This is a genomic window from Halorubrum salipaludis (assembly GCF_002286985.1).
In the GTDB taxonomy this organism is placed as follows: Archaea; Halobacteriota; Halobacteria; order Halobacteriales; family Haloferacaceae; genus Halorubrum; species Halorubrum salipaludis.
Map to the genome: position 1 here is coordinate 149,498 of NZ_NSKC01000004.1, position 15,327 is coordinate 164,824.

General features: G+C 66.7%; 19 protein-coding genes and 1 tRNA gene. 5 read left to right on the forward strand and 15 right to left on the reverse strand.

Annotated elements, in window-relative coordinates:
• The 7 genes from CK500_RS08775 to CK500_RS08805 all read right to left on the reverse strand — a co-directional run bounded on the left by CK500_RS08775 (position 1) and on the right by CK500_RS08805 (position 5,486).
• Positions 1-426, reverse strand: coding sequence for a 30S ribosomal protein S19 (locus tag CK500_RS08775; RefSeq protein WP_004047226.1), 426 nt, complete (start codon positions 424-426; stop codon positions 1-3).
• Positions 423-1,145: a 50S ribosomal protein L2 gene (locus CK500_RS08780; protein WP_095636859.1), complete on the reverse strand. Its 723-nt coding sequence runs from the start codon at positions 1,143-1,145 to the stop codon at positions 423-425. Before CK500_RS08780 ends, CK500_RS08775 begins: the two co-directional genes overlap by 4 nt.
• 1 nt (position 1,146) lies before the next feature.
• Positions 1,147-1,401 carry a 50S ribosomal protein L23 gene (locus CK500_RS08785; protein WP_008007910.1) on the reverse strand — a complete coding sequence of 85 codons (255 nt, stop codon included), beginning with the start codon at positions 1,399-1,401 and terminating at the stop codon, positions 1,147-1,149.
• The gene (gene rpl4p / locus CK500_RS08790) at positions 1,398-2,144 is read right to left on the reverse strand and encodes a 50S ribosomal protein L4 (RefSeq protein WP_095636860.1); all 747 of its coding nucleotides are present in this window, start codon (positions 2,142-2,144) and stop codon (positions 1,398-1,400) included. Before rpl4p ends, CK500_RS08785 begins: the two co-directional genes overlap by 4 nt.
• A gap of 3 nt (positions 2,145-2,147) precedes the next feature.
• Positions 2,148-3,164 (reverse strand): 50S ribosomal protein L3, encoded by a 1,017-nt coding sequence (locus tag CK500_RS08795; RefSeq protein ID WP_095636861.1) that lies wholly within the window; start codon positions 3,162-3,164, stop codon positions 2,148-2,150.
• A 4-nt stretch (positions 3,165-3,168) separates the two neighbouring features.
• Positions 3,169-4,035, reverse strand: a complete 867-nt coding sequence (locus tag CK500_RS08800; protein WP_095636862.1) for a putative RNA uridine N3 methyltransferase — start codon at positions 4,033-4,035, stop codon at positions 3,169-3,171.
• Positions 4,036-4,202: 167 nt separating this feature from the next.
• The gene (locus CK500_RS08805) at positions 4,203-5,486 is read right to left on the reverse strand and encodes a PQQ-dependent sugar dehydrogenase (RefSeq protein WP_095636863.1); all 1,284 of its coding nucleotides are present in this window, start codon (positions 5,484-5,486) and stop codon (positions 4,203-4,205) included.
• A gap of 152 nt (positions 5,487-5,638) precedes the next feature.
• Here CK500_RS08805 and CK500_RS08810 point away from each other — a divergent pair.
• Positions 5,639-5,709 (forward strand) — tRNA-Gly (locus CK500_RS08810).
• A gap of 746 nt (positions 5,710-6,455) precedes the next feature.
• On the opposite strand, the gene CK500_RS08815 is transcribed toward CK500_RS08810, so the two are convergent.
• The 6 genes from CK500_RS08815 to CK500_RS08840 all read right to left on the reverse strand — a co-directional run bounded on the left by CK500_RS08815 (position 6,456) and on the right by CK500_RS08840 (position 10,787).
• Entirely contained in the window at positions 6,456-7,268 is an 813-nt protein-coding gene (locus tag CK500_RS08815; protein ID WP_095636864.1) for a DUF7500 family protein, read from the reverse strand.
• A gap of 85 nt (positions 7,269-7,353) precedes the next feature.
• Complete coding sequence (locus CK500_RS08820; RefSeq protein WP_095636865.1) at positions 7,354-8,025, reverse strand: archaellin/type IV pilin N-terminal domain-containing protein; 672 nt, start codon at positions 8,023-8,025, stop codon at positions 7,354-7,356.
• 2 nt (positions 8,026-8,027) lie between these two features.
• Positions 8,028-8,600 carry an archaellin/type IV pilin N-terminal domain-containing protein gene (locus tag CK500_RS08825; protein WP_095636866.1) on the reverse strand — a complete coding sequence of 191 codons (573 nt, stop codon included), beginning with the start codon at positions 8,598-8,600 and terminating at the stop codon, positions 8,028-8,030.
• 217 nt (positions 8,601-8,817) lie between these two features.
• Complete coding sequence (locus CK500_RS08830; protein ID WP_095636867.1) at positions 8,818-9,522, reverse strand: archaellin/type IV pilin N-terminal domain-containing protein; 705 nt, start codon at positions 9,520-9,522, stop codon at positions 8,818-8,820.
• A gap of 2 nt (positions 9,523-9,524) precedes the next feature.
• Positions 9,525-10,112, reverse strand: coding sequence for an archaellin/type IV pilin N-terminal domain-containing protein (locus tag CK500_RS08835; protein ID WP_095636868.1), 588 nt, complete (start codon positions 10,110-10,112; stop codon positions 9,525-9,527).
• Positions 10,113-10,448: 336 nt separating this feature from the next.
• Positions 10,449-10,787: a hypothetical protein gene (locus tag CK500_RS08840; RefSeq protein WP_095636869.1), complete on the reverse strand. Its 339-nt coding sequence runs from the start codon at positions 10,785-10,787 to the stop codon at positions 10,449-10,451.
• 185 nt (positions 10,788-10,972) lie between these two features.
• Here CK500_RS08840 and CK500_RS08845 point away from each other — a divergent pair, with 185 nt between their 5' ends.
• On the forward strand, positions 10,973-11,311 hold the full coding sequence (locus CK500_RS08845; protein ID WP_008847358.1) for a helix-turn-helix domain-containing protein: 339 nt from the start codon (positions 10,973-10,975) through the stop codon (positions 11,309-11,311).
• A gap of 86 nt (positions 11,312-11,397) precedes the next feature.
• Here CK500_RS08845 and CK500_RS08850 read toward each other — a convergent pair whose 3' ends face one another.
• On the reverse strand, positions 11,398-12,126 hold the full coding sequence (locus CK500_RS08850; protein WP_095636870.1) for an RAD55 family ATPase: 729 nt from the start codon (positions 12,124-12,126) through the stop codon (positions 11,398-11,400).
• 144 nt (positions 12,127-12,270) lie between these two features.
• Between CK500_RS08850 and CK500_RS08855 the strand changes: the two genes are divergently transcribed.
• Positions 12,271-12,834 (forward strand): response regulator transcription factor, encoded by a 564-nt coding sequence (locus CK500_RS08855; protein WP_095636871.1) that lies wholly within the window; start codon positions 12,271-12,273, stop codon positions 12,832-12,834.
• 83 nt (positions 12,835-12,917) lie between these two features.
• Here the strand turns inward: CK500_RS08855 and sod are convergent, their stop codons facing one another.
• Positions 12,918-13,517 carry a superoxide dismutase gene (sod, locus tag CK500_RS08860; RefSeq protein WP_095636872.1) on the reverse strand — a complete coding sequence of 200 codons (600 nt, stop codon included), beginning with the start codon at positions 13,515-13,517 and terminating at the stop codon, positions 12,918-12,920.
• Between the two features lie 202 nt (positions 13,518-13,719).
• Between sod and CK500_RS08865 the strand changes: the two genes are divergently transcribed.
• On the forward strand, positions 13,720-14,523 hold the full coding sequence (locus tag CK500_RS08865; RefSeq protein WP_095636873.1) for a pirin family protein: 804 nt from the start codon (positions 13,720-13,722) through the stop codon (positions 14,521-14,523).
• 81 nt (positions 14,524-14,604) lie between these two features.
• Complete coding sequence (locus CK500_RS08870) at positions 14,605-15,288, forward strand: haloacid dehalogenase type II (RefSeq protein ID WP_095636874.1); 684 nt, start codon at positions 14,605-14,607, stop codon at positions 15,286-15,288.
• The last annotated feature ends 39 nt before the right edge of the window (positions 15,289-15,327 follow it).

Below are 15,327 nucleotides of genomic sequence, written 5' to 3' on the forward strand. Positions count from 1 at the left end.
TTACTTGAGGGGCACGAACTTCGAGGACCGGGTCGCGCCGATGCCGGCCTGACCGTGTTCGACGGTGCTTCGAGTCAGGTGGAACTCGCCGAGGTAATGACCGATCATCTCGGGTTCGACCTGCACGCGCTCGAAGCTGTGTCCGTTGTACACGGAGAAGGTGACGCCGACGAACTCCGGCAGGACCGGCATGTCGCGCAGGTGCGTCCGGATCGGGTCGTCCGCCGTCGTCTCCTTGTCGCGGCTCCGGACCGTCTCCAGCAGCTTCTGCTGTTCGGTGCCGAGGCCGCGAACGATGCTTCGCCGCTGGCGTGCGGGGAGCAGTTCCGCGACTTCCTCTACGTCCATCTCCTGCAGCTCGTCGAGCGAGTGACCGCGGTAGGCGAACTCCTTGCCCTCGCGGCCGGTGCGGTAGTCAGAACTCATTTGTTGCCACCTCGTCCGGTGCGCTTGGATGCGATGTCACCGACCTTGCGTCCCGGCGGGGCGTCCCGCGAGACCGACTTCGGCTGGCCGGGGTGTTGGCGACCACCGCCACCGAAGGGGTGGTCGACGGCGTTCATCGCGACGCCGCGCACGCGCGGGTATTTGGTCCCGCGCGCTTTCATCTTGTGGTGTTTGTTACCGGCCTTGACGAAGGGCTTCTCCGTCCGGCCGCCGCCGGCGACCACGCCGATCGTGGCGCGGCACTGGGGATCGAGCCGCTTCACTTCGCCGCTGGGGAGCTCGACGACCGCGACGTCGCGGTCGTGGGTGAGAAGCGTCGCCGACACGCCGGAGGCGCGCGCGAACTTCCCGCCGTCCCCGCGGTTGCTCTCGACGTTACAGACCGGGACACCCTCGGGGATCTCCGCCAGCGGGAGCGTGTTCCCGGGCTTGATCTCCGCGGAGACGCCGACCTGAATCGTCTCGCCCACGCGCACGCCTTCCGGCGCGAGCACGAGCCGACGGTCGTCGTCCTCGAACTCGATCTCCGCGAGCGGAGCCGAGCGGGCGGGGTCGTGTTCGATCCCGACGATCTCGCCGGTGATCGTGTCCACGTCTTCGAGCTTCTTGTGCGACAGTTCCGCCTTGTAGCGGTGCGAGGGGGCCCGGAACGTCGGGCCGCCGCGTCCGCGCCGCTGTCCTTGGATTCGTCGTCCCATATCAGAACACCCCGATGCGCGATGCGATCTCGGTCGCGTCGTCGTCCTCGGAGAGCGTGACGGTGGCCTTCTTCGCCCCCTGTGGGGTCACCTGCGTGTTCACGTCGACGACGGAGACGTCGTACCGGTCCTGCACTTCCTCGCGGACCTCGGGCTTGGTCGCGTCGACGTCAACGAGGAACAGCAGCTTGTTCTTGAAGTCCATCTCGTTCATCGCCTGCTCGGTGACGATCGGATGCTCGATGATGGAGTTCATCGGTCTGCCACCTCCTCGACGGCGCTCTCGGTCCACAGCGTGAGTCGACCCGGGTGCGCGCCCGGCGCGAGGTCTTCCGCGTTGACCTCTCGCGCGGTCGCGACGTCGACGCCCGAGAGGTTCCGGGCGGCGCGGGACGGCTCCTCGCTGGTGACGACGAGGACGGACTTCGGCTGGCTGTACTTGCGACCGCGGGTCTTCCCGCGGCCGGCTCGGACGGAGCGACCCTCCTCGGCGCGCTCGATGTCGGCGTCGACGCCGACGGCCTCGAGCACGCCCAGGGCCTCCTGGGTCTTCTGGAGGTCCTCGAACTCGTCGCTCACGACGAGCGGGAGGTCGAGGTCCTCGTCGAACGCGTGACCGCGCTCGGCGACGAGCTCGGCGTCGGCGGTGGCCGCGATGGCCGACCGGATCGCGAGCTGTCGTTCCTTGTCGTTGAGGCTCTTCGTCTGGTCCTTCTCGGCCTTCGGCGGGTGCGCGGCGCGGCCCGACACGGCGTGCGGGACGCGGCGGGCGACGTTCTCGGAGCGCGGGACGTGAGCGAGCCCGCGACCGGAGCCGAACGACTCCGCGGGGGTTCGCAGCCCGGCGAACTCGTCGGCACCGTAGGCCTGTTTCCGGTTAGCCTGTGCGGCGGAGACCGCCCGACCGATGAGGTCCGGTCGGAACGCGGTCTCGAAGATCGCCGGCAGCTCGATGCTGCCCGCGTCCCCGCCGTCCAGGTCGTGTACTGTTGCGTTCATGGATTATCCCTGGTTGGATGCGGTGGATACGTACCGGACCTCGGGATCGAGGCGCGGCTGGTCGTTCGGCCGGATGGCCGGGCGGAACCGAAGCAGGCGCTTGTCCGGACCGGGCAGCGAGCCCTTGATGAGCGCGTAGTCGCCGTCGACCTCGCCGTAGTTAACGAAGCCGCCGTCGACGGAGGCGTCGTCGCCCTCGCCGAAGTCGATGAGGCGCTTGTTGAGCTCGGTGCGCTGGTGGTAGCCGGTCTGCCCCTGCTGGGGAACGGTGGAGCGAACGCGGGAGGGGTTCCACGGACCGAGGTTGCCGATCCGGCGCCGCCATCCCTGGCGAGCGTGTTTGCCCTTCCGCTTTTGAACGCCCCAGCGCTTGACGGGACCCTGGGTCCCCTTCCCCTTCGTGATGCCCGAGACGTCGGTGTACTGCCCCGCGCGGAAGACGTCGCCGAACTCGTGGGCGCCGCCCTCAGCGACGAGGTCGAGCCCGAAGTCGACGCGCTCCTCGAGGGAGCCGCCGCCGACTCGGGTCTCCATCACGTCGGGCTTCTTCTTGGGAACGTTCGCGAGCTCCGAGGGGACAGTGTGGGTGATGACGCGGACGTCGTCGACCGCGCCCTCGTCGAGCAGCGAGCGCAGCTCCTCGGCGTCCTCCTCGAAGGTGTCTTCCGCCGGGAGGTCGAGCGCGCGGTCGAGCTCCTCGTGGAACTCGGTCGCCCATACCTCTTCGACCGGCTTCTTTCCGTACGGCGTCTGTTCGTAGGCGCGCAGGGCCACCGCGTACATCGGCGGCGTCTCGACGACGGTGACGGGAACGGACTCTTCCATCCCCTCACGCGGCGAGTTGGCCTCGTCGTTGACCATAACGACGTGCGTCATTCCGGCCTTGTAGCCGGCGAACCCCTGCAGTGCGGGGGCTCCGTCGTCGTCGGGCCACGATCGAATGCGCGGGACCTCGCGGTCTGCGCGGGTACGCGGGCCGTAGCCCAGCGAGCCTTTTCGTGGTCGGCTTGGTTGTGGCATGTGTTTACTCCGTGAGTGTGAGCGAGCCGAGAGTCACGAACAGAGCCTCCTCCGTCCGGACGACCTCGCTCGCTTGTGCCGGGATCGTGTTCAGCCAGAGGTCGAACCCCGGATCGGGTTCGACCGAGCGGCCGTCGGCGACGGCCGCCCGAATGCCGTCGGGCGAAAGCCCGAGCATCTCCGGAAGCCCTCGCTCGGGCGAGCCGAAGGCGACGGTGTACCCGCCGGCCTCCCGCGCGTCCGAGACGATGTCACCGAGCCGCGAGACGGAGAGTTCCTCCCCGTGTCGCGACGTCGCGACGGCCAAGCCGTCGCCGGCGAGCGCTTCCGACAGGTCCGCTTCCACGACCTGGAAACCGTCCTCCGGCTTCCCGGTGATGCGGGCGCGGACCGGTTCTCTCGAAGAGACCCTGATGGTGACGCGCTCCCCCTGCTCGACCTCCATTCCGGAGGGAACGAGCAGGGAGATCGGGTGTTCCCGCAGCGGGGAATTGACCCGGACGCGGCCTTCAGGTCCGACCTCGGTCACGAGTCCCTGTGTTTTCGACTCTTCCCCGCTAGGGGTCGAGCCGGTCCGCCACGGCACGCGGAGCGGCGGGAGCACGCCGGCGTACCGGAGCTCGTCGCGCTCCCCCCAGAGGTCCTTGCGGAGCCCCGGAGGGGTCGCGGCGTACCCCAGCACGGTCCGAACGTACTCGCCGCCCCGTCGCCGCTCGCCTTCCCTGTCGGGGAAGACGACCAGTCGATCCGCCCGGAACACCGCCGCCGCACGGGCGACGTAGCCGAGTTTGCGAGTCGCCTCGCGATCGTCCTCGGCCTCCCGGACGACCGAAGACGGAACGCAGATCGTGAGTCCGTCTTCGGTACGCATCGTGGCGAGACTGTACCCCTCGATTTCGGACGACGGCCTAAAAGGGTAGCGGTCCCGCTTCCGGGCTGTGGCGCGTTCACACGGGGTCTGGCGGCCGTTTCGGGCCGACTATCGAGAGAGTGAGTCACACGGTCGGCGGTGTCCCCCACCCGTTCGCGCCGCGGACTTCACTCCGGAACGATCCGGACGACGGGCGCGTCGCCGTCGTCGACCGCGACGTAGAGGCGGCCCGTGCCCGGCTCGACCGCGAGCGCTCGGACCCGCCAGCCGCGGTCGGCGAGGAGGGGGTCGCGCTCGGTGACGGTCGCGTCCCCGGGGCCCGCCCCCTCGACAGTGAACCGTCCGAGGTACTGGGAAGCGAGCGTCCCCGCGAACAGGTCGCCGCGCCACTCTGGGAACGCGTCGCCCTCGTAGAAGAGGGCGCCGCTCGGCGGGAACCCCTCGGTGCCGCAGCGCCAGTAGTGGACCGGCGCGGTCACGTCGTCGCGCTCGTCGTGCGCGGGCGCGAGGGGGTCGTCGGTCCCGTAGCGGCACGCCTCGGTCGCTATCGGCCAGCCGTAGTTGCCGCCGCGCTCGACGACGTTGATCTCGTCGCCGTCCTCCTCGCCGTGCTCGCACTGCCAGACCGCTTCCGTCTCCGGGCGCACCGCCATCGCCTGCGGGTTCCGGTGCCCGTAGCTGTAGATCGCGTCCCTCGCCCCCGGGTCGTCGACGAACGGGTTGTCGGGGTGCGCGTCGCCGTCGGGCGTCAGCCGGAGGGTCGATCCGAGCTCGTTCGACCGGTCCTGCGAGACGTGCTCCGGACCGAAGTCGGTGTCGCGCCGGTCGCCGACCGTGACGAACAGCGCGCCGTCCGGGCCGAACGTCGCGCGCGATCCGAAGTGGATCTCCGAGTCGACGAACGGCCCCGCGACGTGGACCGCCTCGAAGCCGTCCAGCGCGGGGGCGTCGGGATCGGCGAGCGAGAGCCGACCGGTCCCGACGTGGGTCGCCGACTCCCCCGCGTCGTTCGTCGCCGCGTACGTGAGGTACACGCGCGCGTCGTCCGGGTAAGCGGGGTGGACCGCGACGTCGAGGAGCCCGCCCTGTCCGGCGGCGTGGACCTCGGGGACGCCCTCCACCGCCGAGCGGGAGCCGTCCTCGGGGTCGACGAGCGAGAGCCGACCGGGGCGCTCCGTCACGAGAAGGCGGCCGTCCCCGGGGAGGAAGGCGAGCCCCCACGGATTTTCGAACCCCTCGGCGACGCGCTCGACGGCGTGCTCGACGTCCGCGCCGTCGTCGGAGGGGGCGCCGGCGTCGTCGTCGCTGTCGTCCTCCTCGCCGTCGGCGCCGTCGGCGGTCCCGTCGTTTCCGCGGTCACCGAGACAGCCGGCCAGCGGGAGCGCCGCGAGACCGCCGGCGGCTCGAAGTACTGTGCGCCTGTCGGCGGCTGGGGCGGGGTGACGCGTCATGGGAACCGTCTCGTGTCCGTCTTGGTCCCGCGACCGATGACGCTTCCGGCGGCCGGGCGCGACGAGGCGGGTCGATCCGGGTCGGCGGAGACGACGACCGTCGTTCGGAACCCTTATATCTCCGACTCGGGCTATGTGGAGATGCGAAGCACGCACCGGTAGTGTAGTGGTATCACGCAACCTTGCCATGGTTGCAACCCGAGTTCAAATCTCGGCCGGTGCATTTTGCGAACGAAGTGAGCAAAATCACCGAGAGGGATTTGAACTCAGAAAGACGCAGCCCGCGCAGCGAACGAAGTGAGCGAGCGGGACCGTCTTTCCCTGGTTCAAATCTCGGCCGGTGCACTCCCTACGGTCGCGCACCGCCCTGACTCCCCGCTCGCTGCGCTCGCCGGGAGTCTCGACCGGTGCATTTTGTCTCTTGATCGATGGCGGGAGTGAGTATCGCAGATTGGCGGCAGCGAAACAGTATTTAAGCGAGCTGTGAGCGGCAGCGACGATTCCTTATAAACGGCTGTTGCGGTGGCGCGTGCCTCCGAGCGCCCGAAGGGCGCGAGGAGCACGCGCGAGGGAGTCGGCGGCGACCGACGGGAGCCGCCGACGAGGCTGGGGAGGCGTGAGGCTGCGGTCTGCCGTCGGGTGGGACTCAAAGGGGCAGCCGTTCTCGGCGAACCCCAGCGACGCAAGGACCGCAGGGAGCGTAGCGACCGAGGACCGCAGCGAGCTGTGGGAGCCGAGAACGGCTGGAGCTTTGCGGATCTTCACCACAGGCACGCTGATCGCTTATAAACAGCCGCCAGCAACACCACAAGACTACTTATAAACAACCGATCAGTCAATTTGCTATACCCACTCCCGCAGTCACTTAGGAAGTGGCGTTAGCGAACGGCGGTTACAACCGGACCCACGGGCCGAACGTTGAGATTCCGGTAAAGCCACGCACTCAGAAACCGCCATCTGGGGCGTCCCTTACTCGATCCGGAAGCCGTCGGCCTCCTCCGCCGCGCGCACCAGATCGCCGATGCTGTCGCTCGCCGTGAGCCCCTGGCTCGCGGCGAAGCGCTTGATCGCCACCGGTGGGACATCGACGGTCGTCTCGCTCGCGACGAGCAGGAGCCCGAGCGCCTCCGGCGTCGGCGAGCTCGGGCCCGCGTTGGACGCGAACCACGTCACGAGCGAGTCGAACGTCGCCGTCACGTCGTTCGAGACCATCCGCTGGCGAGTGGTGTCGCCGTCGACGTGGAGCGTCGCGTCGATCCCGTAGGTGAACCCGTCGTCGTCGAAGGAGTTCGCCAGCCACCGGCTCACCGACTGCCGGTCGACCTCGGGAGCGCCGCGGGCGCCTTGTCGACTGCCAGCGGGAGCGTTCTGGGGCTGGGTGGCGGTACGCTGCGCACGGTTGCCCTGCGGTCGTCCGGCGCCGCCCTGTGGCTGTCCCGCGCTCCCGGCCTGTGGGGCGTTTCCGCCCTGCGGCTGACCGCCCGCGCCGCGGGGCGCCTCAGATCCGACGCCGGTCCCGCTCGCACCGCCTCCCGCCGCCCCCGCGTCCGGATCCGGCGGCCGGCGTTCCTCCGGATTCGCCGGGTCCGCAGATGTGAACCCCGTCTCGGCGTCGGGGGACCGATCCGGCTGCGTCCGGCGGACGTTGGGACGACCGTTCGTCCCGACGACGTACCGGCTCTCCCCGATCTCGACGACGCTCTCGTCGTCGGTGAAGTCGAGCTCGTCGGGGTCGGCCGGCGGTGCGTCCGGGTCCGCCGCCGGTGCGTCGCGGTCGCTCATGGCGTAGCCGTGGTGGCGCGAGAAAATAGGTGTTCCGGGCGGAGGGATCCGCCGAGACAGTGGTTAGGTGGCTATTCGAGGCTCGTCAGAGCCGGACCGCTTCGCCGTCTTGGGTGAAGAGGTCGGGCGCACGGAGTTCGACCTGCGTCGTCGCCGAGGACGGCGAGACGATGTCGAGCGTGGCGGACTGACCCTCACCGAAGGCGTCGCCGGATCCGACGACGTCGTCACCGAACGGGTTCAGCGTGGGATTGATCACGATGGTGAAGCTCTCTTCGCTGTTGAGGACGGCGTTATCAGCGCTGACGAAGTTCCCGGAGCCGTCCTGGACTGCGAACCCGTTCTCCGAGACGTTCGTCGCGTCGTCGCCAGCGGTCGCGTTCAGTGCGTCACCGTCCCTCGACGTCGCATTAAACACGAGGTTGGCCTGCCCGTTCGGCCCGACGGCTTGTATCGTCGTCTCGCTCAGGTCGATCTGGTCGGCACCGGGGGCGCCCGCGACGCCGATCCGGATTTCGCTGAGGTCGCCGCTGCTGTTGTCGCCGACGATGCCGACAGAACTCGTCACGTCGATCCGCTCAGAGACGAGGTCCGTACTCTCTTGGCCGGTCGCTTCCGCCTGCGACTGCAGGAAGCCGGCCGTGTTGATCAGCACGCCCGCGGCGATCGCCGCCACCAGCACCATCGCGATGAACACGATGAGCGTCCCGATGCCCACCTGACCGCGCTCTTCGTTATTGTTGATAAACTCGAACATTGTTACAGCCTCACCGAGCTCTGCTCGTCGGTAAGCGTGGTCGGGACGCGGATCTCCGTCGTCGTCGTCGCGCCGGACGCCGTCGTGAACGTCACCGAGAGCCGGTCACCGGGTTGGAGAACCGGGTAATCGATGTCGGTGGAGAGCGTGATCTCCAGCTCCGCACGGTCACTGTTGTCGATGAGCACCGCGTCGCTCGTGCCGGCGAACATGTCGATCGAGGCGTTACCCTCGTCGCCGACGCTGAACGTCTCCTGTCCGCCGCTCCCGATGAGCTCGACGCTCGTCTCGTTCAGGTCGATGTTCCCCGCACCGGGGGCCTTCGCGAGAATGATCTGGAGCTTGTCGACCTCCTGTGAGTCGGTCACGTTCCCGGACTGGCTCACGATCTGGACCCGATCGGAGACCTGACTCGTACTCTCTTCACCCGTCGCTTCCGCCTGCGTCTGCAGGAAGCCGGCAGTGTTGATCAGGACGCCGGCAGCGATCGCCGCCACCAGCACCATCGCGATGAACACGATGAGCGTCCCGATACCCACCTGGCCTCTCTCGTCGTCTGTTGCGAATTCGAACATTTTGTCGGTTGTTGCCCGTCGTCCGTTCGCGGGCTCTACCGAGAGGTGACGAGAGTGAGTAATAAGGGATTGCTCCAAATTATCTGGGGTGATAGAGAAAAATCGAGAGAAGATAGTACCGCTAGTTGTATAAAATATATTATCTATAGTCGTTCCACCGTTGTCACTCAGAGCGCGAATAAGGAAGAAGTGCGGTCGGGAGTCGGTTCGAGGCTCGTTAGAGCCGGACCGCTTCGTCGTCGGTCTGGAAGAGGTCGGGCGCGGTAAGCTCGACCTGCGTCGTCGCCGAGGACGGCGAGACGAGCTCCAGCGACGAGCTCTGTCCTTGCGAGAACGACGAGTTACCAGCGTCGTCGTAGATCGGCCCGGAGGAGTAAGCGCTCACGTCCTCGAGGTCACCGAACGGCTCTGCGCCCGGATTCACGACGATCGTGTAGCTCTCCTCGTCGTTGAGAACGGCGTCGTTCTCGGAGACGTAGGCACCGGTGCTGTTCTGGACGGCGAACTCACCCTGTGCGATGTCAGTCACACTTGAGCTGTCGCTGAGATCAGTAGTACCGTCTGCCTCCACATCCGTGAACACGAGGTTGGCCTGTCCGTTCGGTCCGACGGCTTGGATAGTGGTCTCGCTGAGGTCGATCTGGTCGGCACCGGGGGCGCCCGAGACGCCGATCCGGATCTCGCTGAGTTCGCCTGCGGACGCATTACCGACGATACCGACGGAACTCGTCACGTCGATGCGCTCGGAGACGAGGTCCGTACTCTCTTGGCCGGTCGCTTCCGCCTGCGACTGCAGGAAGCCGGCCGTGTTGATCAGCACGCCCGCGGCGATCGCCGCCACCAGCACCATCGCGATGAACACGATGAGGGTCCCGATACCCACCTGACCGCGGTCTTCGTTGTTAGTAATGAACTCGAACATTGTTACAGCCTCACCGAACTCTGATTGTCCGTAAGCGTCGTCGGAACGCGGATCTCCGTCGTCGTCGTCGCGCCGGACGCCGTCGTGAACGTCACCGTGGCGTCTTCACCGGGCTGAAGGACATCGTACTCGACACTCGTTGCGGAGTCCGTACCGAGTTCGATGCTGAGTTCCGCGCGGTCGCTGTTGTCGATCAGCACGACATCACCGGGATCGCCGGTGAACATGTTGATCGAGGCGTTCTCCTCGTCGGAGATCTTGAACGACTCCTGACCGTCGGCGCCGATGATCTCGACGCTCGTCTCGTTCAGGTCGATGTTCCCCGCGCCGGGGGCCTTCGCGACCACGATGTCCAGGCGGTCGACTTCCTGGGCCGTCACGTTCCCGGACTGGCTCACGACCTGCAGCCGGTCGCTCACCTGACTCGTACTCTCTTCGCCCGTTGCTTCCGCCTGCGTCTGGAGGAACCCGGCCGTGTTGATCAGGACGCCGGCGGCGATCGCCGCCACCAGCACCATCGCGATGAACACGATGAGGGTCCCGATCCCCACTTGACCGCGCTCTTCCTCGTCCAGTATTGTTTCGAACATTGTGTGTTGCGTCGGCCCCCGGCCTGCCCGGCGGGCGTTATCGCTACGAAGTGCGATTTCCCTATTAAAGACTCCGTGCCGATTATTTGAACTGATAAGACGCTGCAGTGTTGCGATTATCGCATTATTTTCTACTTTGAAATTTCTGAATGTATCAACGATATCGCGATCGTGTTATCGCGTCTGGATCTGAGAGCACACGGTGTGAGCGGGTCGATCAGCTCCGATCGGAGGAAGGAGAGCCGCACACTCTCGCGTACGATGATCAGAAAGGTCTGAAAATCTATCGAAATTCGGGGGTGTCGTACGTCCCGTTCCTCCCGGTCCCGGCCCGCCTCAGCGGTCCTGGATCCGGGCCAGCTCCGAGTCGGGGATTACGAACTCCTGCGTGCCGGGCTCGTACACCGCGAGGCTCCCGGCGACAAGCGCCATCGACGCCGCTAACAGCCCGGTGTTGACGAGCAGCAGGGCCTGCGGGTTCGCGAACGAGGTCCGGAAGGCGGCGGCGGGCGTCGCCACGGCGGCGAGGACGACGAGTCCGAATCCGACCGCGAGGTACGCCATCGCCGTCCGACCCGACGACCGATACGCCGAGACCGCGAACGCGAGCAGCGTCGCGCTCGCGCCGGCCAGCACGGTGGTCGTCACGAGATACAGACCCTCGATGAGCTCCATACCCACCGTGACCGGAGTCGACTTATAAACCTACGGTGGCGGCTATCACCGTCGATAACACTCGCGAATAGCCGCTGAAACCGAACGCCCGGTACCGGCGGACGGCGGCGCCCCGGGTCGATTTCTTCGGCCGTGTCGATCACCGGTATCCTTTTAAGCCCCAATAATCAACTACGATAACGTGAATGGTGGGGGACGACCTGATCACGGTGCTCGGTAACAAGTACAACACGGACATCCTGACGGCGACCGGCGACGCGATGTCCGCACAGGACCTGAGCGACGAGCTCGACGTACCGATCGCGACGTGTTACCGCCGGATCAACGAGCTGGAGGAGGCCGATCTGCTGGAGCTTCACGACCGTCCGCTGTCGGACGAGCACCGCCGCGTGAAGGTGTACCGCCGGAAAGTGGACGGCGTCGAGGTCGACTTCCGCGACGGGCTCACCGTCGAGGTCGAGGAGCGCTCCGCGGTGAAAAACCGGCTCGACGACGTGTGGCGCGACCTCTCGTCGGGTCAGTAACGCTCTCCGTCCGTCCCCGCGACCCGTATTCGTCCCCGCAATAACGCGTTCGTCCCCGCGTCGCCTTCTCCGTCTCTCGTCCGAACTCAGAACGAGGGCTCGTCGGACCGGCCCATCATCGAGAACCCGCCGGCCCGCTCGTGGACGGTGATCCCGCCCTCGCCGATCTCCATCGGGAAGATGTCGGTGTCGATGTCCTGTTTCCGCATCTTCGCCACCCAGACGTAGCGGTTGACGCCGGAATCGGTCGGCGTCTGGATGAAGTAGATGTTCCCGTCGGTGAGGAAGTTCTCCAGTCCGACCTCGGTGTCGGGAAACACCGCGCCCTGCTCGTTGATGAGCAGGGAGGTGAGCCCGTTCGCCTTGAGGATGTCCGAGAACTTCAGCAGGTACGTCCGCTTCTCCTGTTCGGCGTCGAAGAAGAGCTGGAACATCGAGAGCGAGTCGAGCACCAGCCGGTCGAAGTCCCCGTCCTCGATCGTGTCGAGGAGCTTGTCGACCGCCGTCGAGAAGTCGGTCTCGCGCAGCATCTCGCGTTTGTCGAGGATGACGATGTCGCCGCTGTCGACGTAGTCGCCGAACCCCTCCAGCCCGATCGACTCGGCGGCGCCGCGGATGTCCGCTTCGTCCTCCTCGAAGGAGACGTACACGCCGCGCTCGTCGTGTTCGGCGACGCCGTGGTGGAGATACTGAATTCCGAAGATGCTCTTTCCGGTGCCGGGGTTCCCGGAGACGAGGACCGTCGATCGCTCCGTGATTCCGCCCGTGAGGATGGAGTCGAGCCCCTCGACCCCGGTGGAGACGAGTTCTGACATTCGTCCCTTCCTTGGCGACCGGAGTATATAAAAGACGATCCGACGGACCGACCGCACGGACGCCGACAGGTTTATTCCTCGACACACCGCCCCTTCCTGTATGCCCGGTGAAGCGTCCCCCGTCGTTTCCGGCGGTGATCGGCGGTGAGCGAGCCATCGGTCCTCGTCGTCGAAGACGAGCCCGACATCGCCGCGCTGTACGCCGGCTTCCTCGAAGAGCGATACGACGTCGACCTCGCCGAGACCGCCGCCGAAGCGATCGACCGAGTCGACGGCGCGGTCGACGTGGTGTTGCTCGACCGACGCCTCCCCGACGGGAGCGGCGACGACGTGCTCGATCACATCCGCGAGGCCGGCTACGACTGCCGCGTCGCGATGGTCACCGCCGTCGAGCCCGACTTCGACATCATCGATATGGGGTTCGATCTGTATCTCACGAAGCCCGTCAGCCGGACGAAGCTGCTGGCGGCGATCGACACGCTGTTGACCCGCAGCGAGTACGACGACCTGATTCAGGAGGCCGCGGCGCTGGCAAGCAAGCGCGCGGTGCTCAACGCCCAGAAGCCGGCGGCCCAGCGCGAGGGGAACGAGGCGTACGCCGAGCTCGTCGAACGGCTCGAAACGCTCGACGCCGACATCGACGAGCTCGGCGAGTCGCTGTCGTCCGACGACTACCGCGCGATGTTCCGCGACCTCGGCGAGGCCTGACGCTCTTGGGTCAGGGTGCGAAAAATTCGGGAAATTCGGAAAATTCGGGATTTCGACGCGCGGAGCGCGTCAGGTGTGGAGCGTTACTCGAACAGCTCGACGGCCTGCTCGTAGCGGCTCGACGGTTCGTCCCAGTCGACGACCTCGAAGAAGTTGTCGACGAACTCGCCGCGGGCCGGACCGTAGTCGTGGTAGTAGGAGTGCTCCCACACGTCCAGCGCCAGGATCGGGTGACCGCCCCAGATCGCGCCCTGGTCGTGCTTGTCCACCACGACGTTCCGAAGCTGGTTCGAGAACGTGTCGTACACTAAGAGCGCCCAGCCGCCGGCCGCCGAGGCCGCCGCCTCGAACTCGCCCTTCCACGCCTCGTAGGAACCGAAGTCCTCCTCGATCCGAGCCGCGAGGTCGCCCTCAGGCTCGTCGCCGCCCTCGGCCGACATGTTCTGCCAGAACAAATCGTGGAGGATGTGCCCCGACGAGTTGTGCGTCACGTTGCGGATGGCCCCGCCCGACGACGAGAAGTCGCCCGCTTCGCGGTTCTCCTCGAGCGTCTCCTCGGCCGCGTTCCACCCGTTCACGTACCCCTGATGATGGGTGTCGTGGTGCCATTCGAGCACCTGCTCGGAAATGTGCGGCTCTAACGCGTCGTACTCGTACGGCAGCGGATCTAATTCGTAGCTCATGTCTACATTCCATCCCATGCGTGCCACGGGTAAGAACGTTCTCTGTAACGCATTTCAGTAACTAATCTGTCTGATCTGTTTATCCCTAAATTAGCCTTCAAACGCCTACTTAGAGATTTTTGATTTATAAATGATTGAAATCTGACTGTTTTTGTCTTCCGGCGGCGCGGAGCTTATGCGTGCCAAACTCGTCAGATCGTGTATGACACCAGACGAGACGACCGCGGGCGGCGTCGAGCCGCTCTCGGGCGAGACGGTCCGACACGGGACGGGCGTGAACTCCGACCGCGCGTTCCCGACGAACGCCCACCCCGACAACCTCGACCCGTTCGTGCTGTTCGAGCGGTTCTACATCGACCCGGACAAGGGATTCCCGATGCACCCGCACAAGGGGTTCGAGATCGTCTCGTACATGATCGAGGGGGGGATGGACCACGCCGACTCGCTCGGCGTCGAGCACACCGCCCGCGAGGACGAGGCGATGCGGATCACGACCGGGAGCGGCATCCGCCACTCCGAGTTCCCCGCCGACGGCGAGGCCTGCAACGGGCTCCAGCTGTGGGTGAACCTCCCGCGGGAGGAGAAGGAGGCGGACCCGGACTACGTCGACGCGGGCACCGAGGAGCTCCCCACGACCGAGCGCGACGGCGCGACCGTCACCACCGTCGTGGGCGAGGGGTCGCCGATCGAGCTGTACACCCCGATGGAGTACCTCGACGTCCGCGTCACCGACGCGTGGACGTGGGAAGTCCCCGACGAGTGGTCCGGGTTCCTCTACGGCGTCGAGGGGAGCGGAACGGTCAGAGACGCCGACGCGGGCGCCGACGTCGATTCCGAGGCAGAGGCCGGCGCCACCCGCGAGTTCGCCGCGGGCGACGTGCTCCCGAACGCGGACGCGCGGGACGTGACGGTCGAGAGCGACGGGGAACCGGGGCTCCGCTTCGTCGCCGTCTCCGGTCGACCGCACGGGGAGCCGATCCGCCAGCAGGGGCCGTTCGTCCTGTAGCCCGCCCGTCGGGAGAGGGAAGATGCTCCGGACGAACGAACCGCGGGGTATGATAACGCGGGCCGCCGAAGGGGCGACCGAATGCCACTCGACCCGGACCGCGTTCGGACCGTCACCTTCGACTCGTACAGCACCCTCGTCGACGTGGAGGCGGCCGAGGCGGCGCTCGCCGACCGCGTCCCCGACCCGGAGCCGGTGTCGCGGCTCTGGCGGTCGCGGTCGCTGGCGTACACGTTCGTCGCGAACGCGATCGACGCCTACCAGCCCTTCTACGAGATGAACCGCGACGCGCTGACGTACGCGCTGGCGGCCCACAACGTCGACCTGTCGACCGAAGAGCGCGACGAGATCCTCGCGGTGTACCACGAGCTCGAGGTGTTCGACGACGTGCGGTCGGGGATCGAGCGCCTGCGCGAGGGCGGGTACGAGCCGTACGTGCTCTCGAACGGGAACCCGGAGATGCTCGACTCGATGGTCGAACACGCCGGGATCGAGAATCTCGTCGCGGACACGATAAGCGCCGACGAGGTGGAGACGTTCAAGCCGGCGGCCGAGCTGTACCGCCACGGCGCCGCCCGGACGGGGACGCCGATCGACCGGATCGTCCACGTCACCGCGGGCTGGTTCGACGTGCTGGGCGCGTCGCACGCGGGGATGCAGGCGGTCCGCCTCGACAGGAAGGGGACGCCGTGGGAGCCGTTCGCTGGCGACCCGGACCGCACGGTCGAGTCGATCCACGAGCTGGCCGAGGCGCTGGGGGTCTGAGGCGGCCGATCGAAGACCGAGAAGAGCCGGCTCCGCGAG

Bases quoted from the DNA above. Each gene is read 5' to 3' on its own strand.
- CK500_RS08775 (WP_004047226.1), bottom strand. From the start codon at position 426: ATGAGTTCTGACTACCGCACCGGCCGCGAGGGCAAGGAGTTCGCCTAC.
- CK500_RS08780 (WP_095636859.1), bottom strand. From the start codon at position 1,145: ATGGGACGACGAATCCAAGGACAGCGGCGCGGACGCGGCGGCCCGACG.
- CK500_RS08785 (WP_008007910.1), bottom strand. From the start codon at position 1,401: ATGAACTCCATCATCGAGCATCCGATCGTCACCGAGCAGGCGATGAAC.
- rpl4p (WP_095636860.1), bottom strand. From the start codon at position 2,144: ATGAACGCAACAGTACACGACCTGGACGGCGGGGACGCGGGCAGCATC.
- CK500_RS08795 (WP_095636861.1), bottom strand. From the start codon at position 3,164: ATGCCACAACCAAGCCGACCACGAAAAGGCTCGCTGGGCTACGGCCCG.
- CK500_RS08800 (WP_095636862.1), bottom strand. From the start codon at position 4,035: ATGCGTACCGAAGACGGACTCACGATCTGCGTTCCGTCTTCGGTCGTC.
- CK500_RS08805 (WP_095636863.1), bottom strand. From the start codon at position 5,486: ATGACGCGTCACCCCGCCCCAGCCGCCGACAGGCGCACAGTACTTCGA.
- CK500_RS08815 (WP_095636864.1), bottom strand. From the start codon at position 7,268: ATGAGCGACCGCGACGCACCGGCGGCGGACCCGGACGCACCGCCGGCC.
- CK500_RS08820 (WP_095636865.1), bottom strand. From the start codon at position 8,025: ATGTTCGAGTTTATCAACAATAACGAAGAGCGCGGTCAGGTGGGCATC.
- CK500_RS08825 (WP_095636866.1), bottom strand. From the start codon at position 8,600: ATGTTCGAATTCGCAACAGACGACGAGAGAGGCCAGGTGGGTATCGGG.
- CK500_RS08830 (WP_095636867.1), bottom strand. From the start codon at position 9,522: ATGTTCGAGTTCATTACTAACAACGAAGACCGCGGTCAGGTGGGTATC.
- CK500_RS08835 (WP_095636868.1), bottom strand. From the start codon at position 10,112: ATGTTCGAAACAATACTGGACGAGGAAGAGCGCGGTCAAGTGGGGATC.
- CK500_RS08840 (WP_095636869.1), bottom strand. From the start codon at position 10,787: ATGGAGCTCATCGAGGGTCTGTATCTCGTGACGACCACCGTGCTGGCC.
- CK500_RS08845 (WP_008847358.1), top strand. From the start codon at position 10,973: ATGGTGGGGGACGACCTGATCACGGTGCTCGGTAACAAGTACAACACG.
- CK500_RS08850 (WP_095636870.1), bottom strand. From the start codon at position 12,126: ATGTCAGAACTCGTCTCCACCGGGGTCGAGGGGCTCGACTCCATCCTC.
- sod (WP_095636872.1), bottom strand. From the start codon at position 13,517: ATGAGCTACGAATTAGATCCGCTGCCGTACGAGTACGACGCGTTAGAG.
- CK500_RS08865 (WP_095636873.1), top strand. From the start codon at position 13,720: ATGACACCAGACGAGACGACCGCGGGCGGCGTCGAGCCGCTCTCGGGC.
- CK500_RS08870 (WP_095636874.1), top strand. From the start codon at position 14,605: ATGCCACTCGACCCGGACCGCGTTCGGACCGTCACCTTCGACTCGTAC.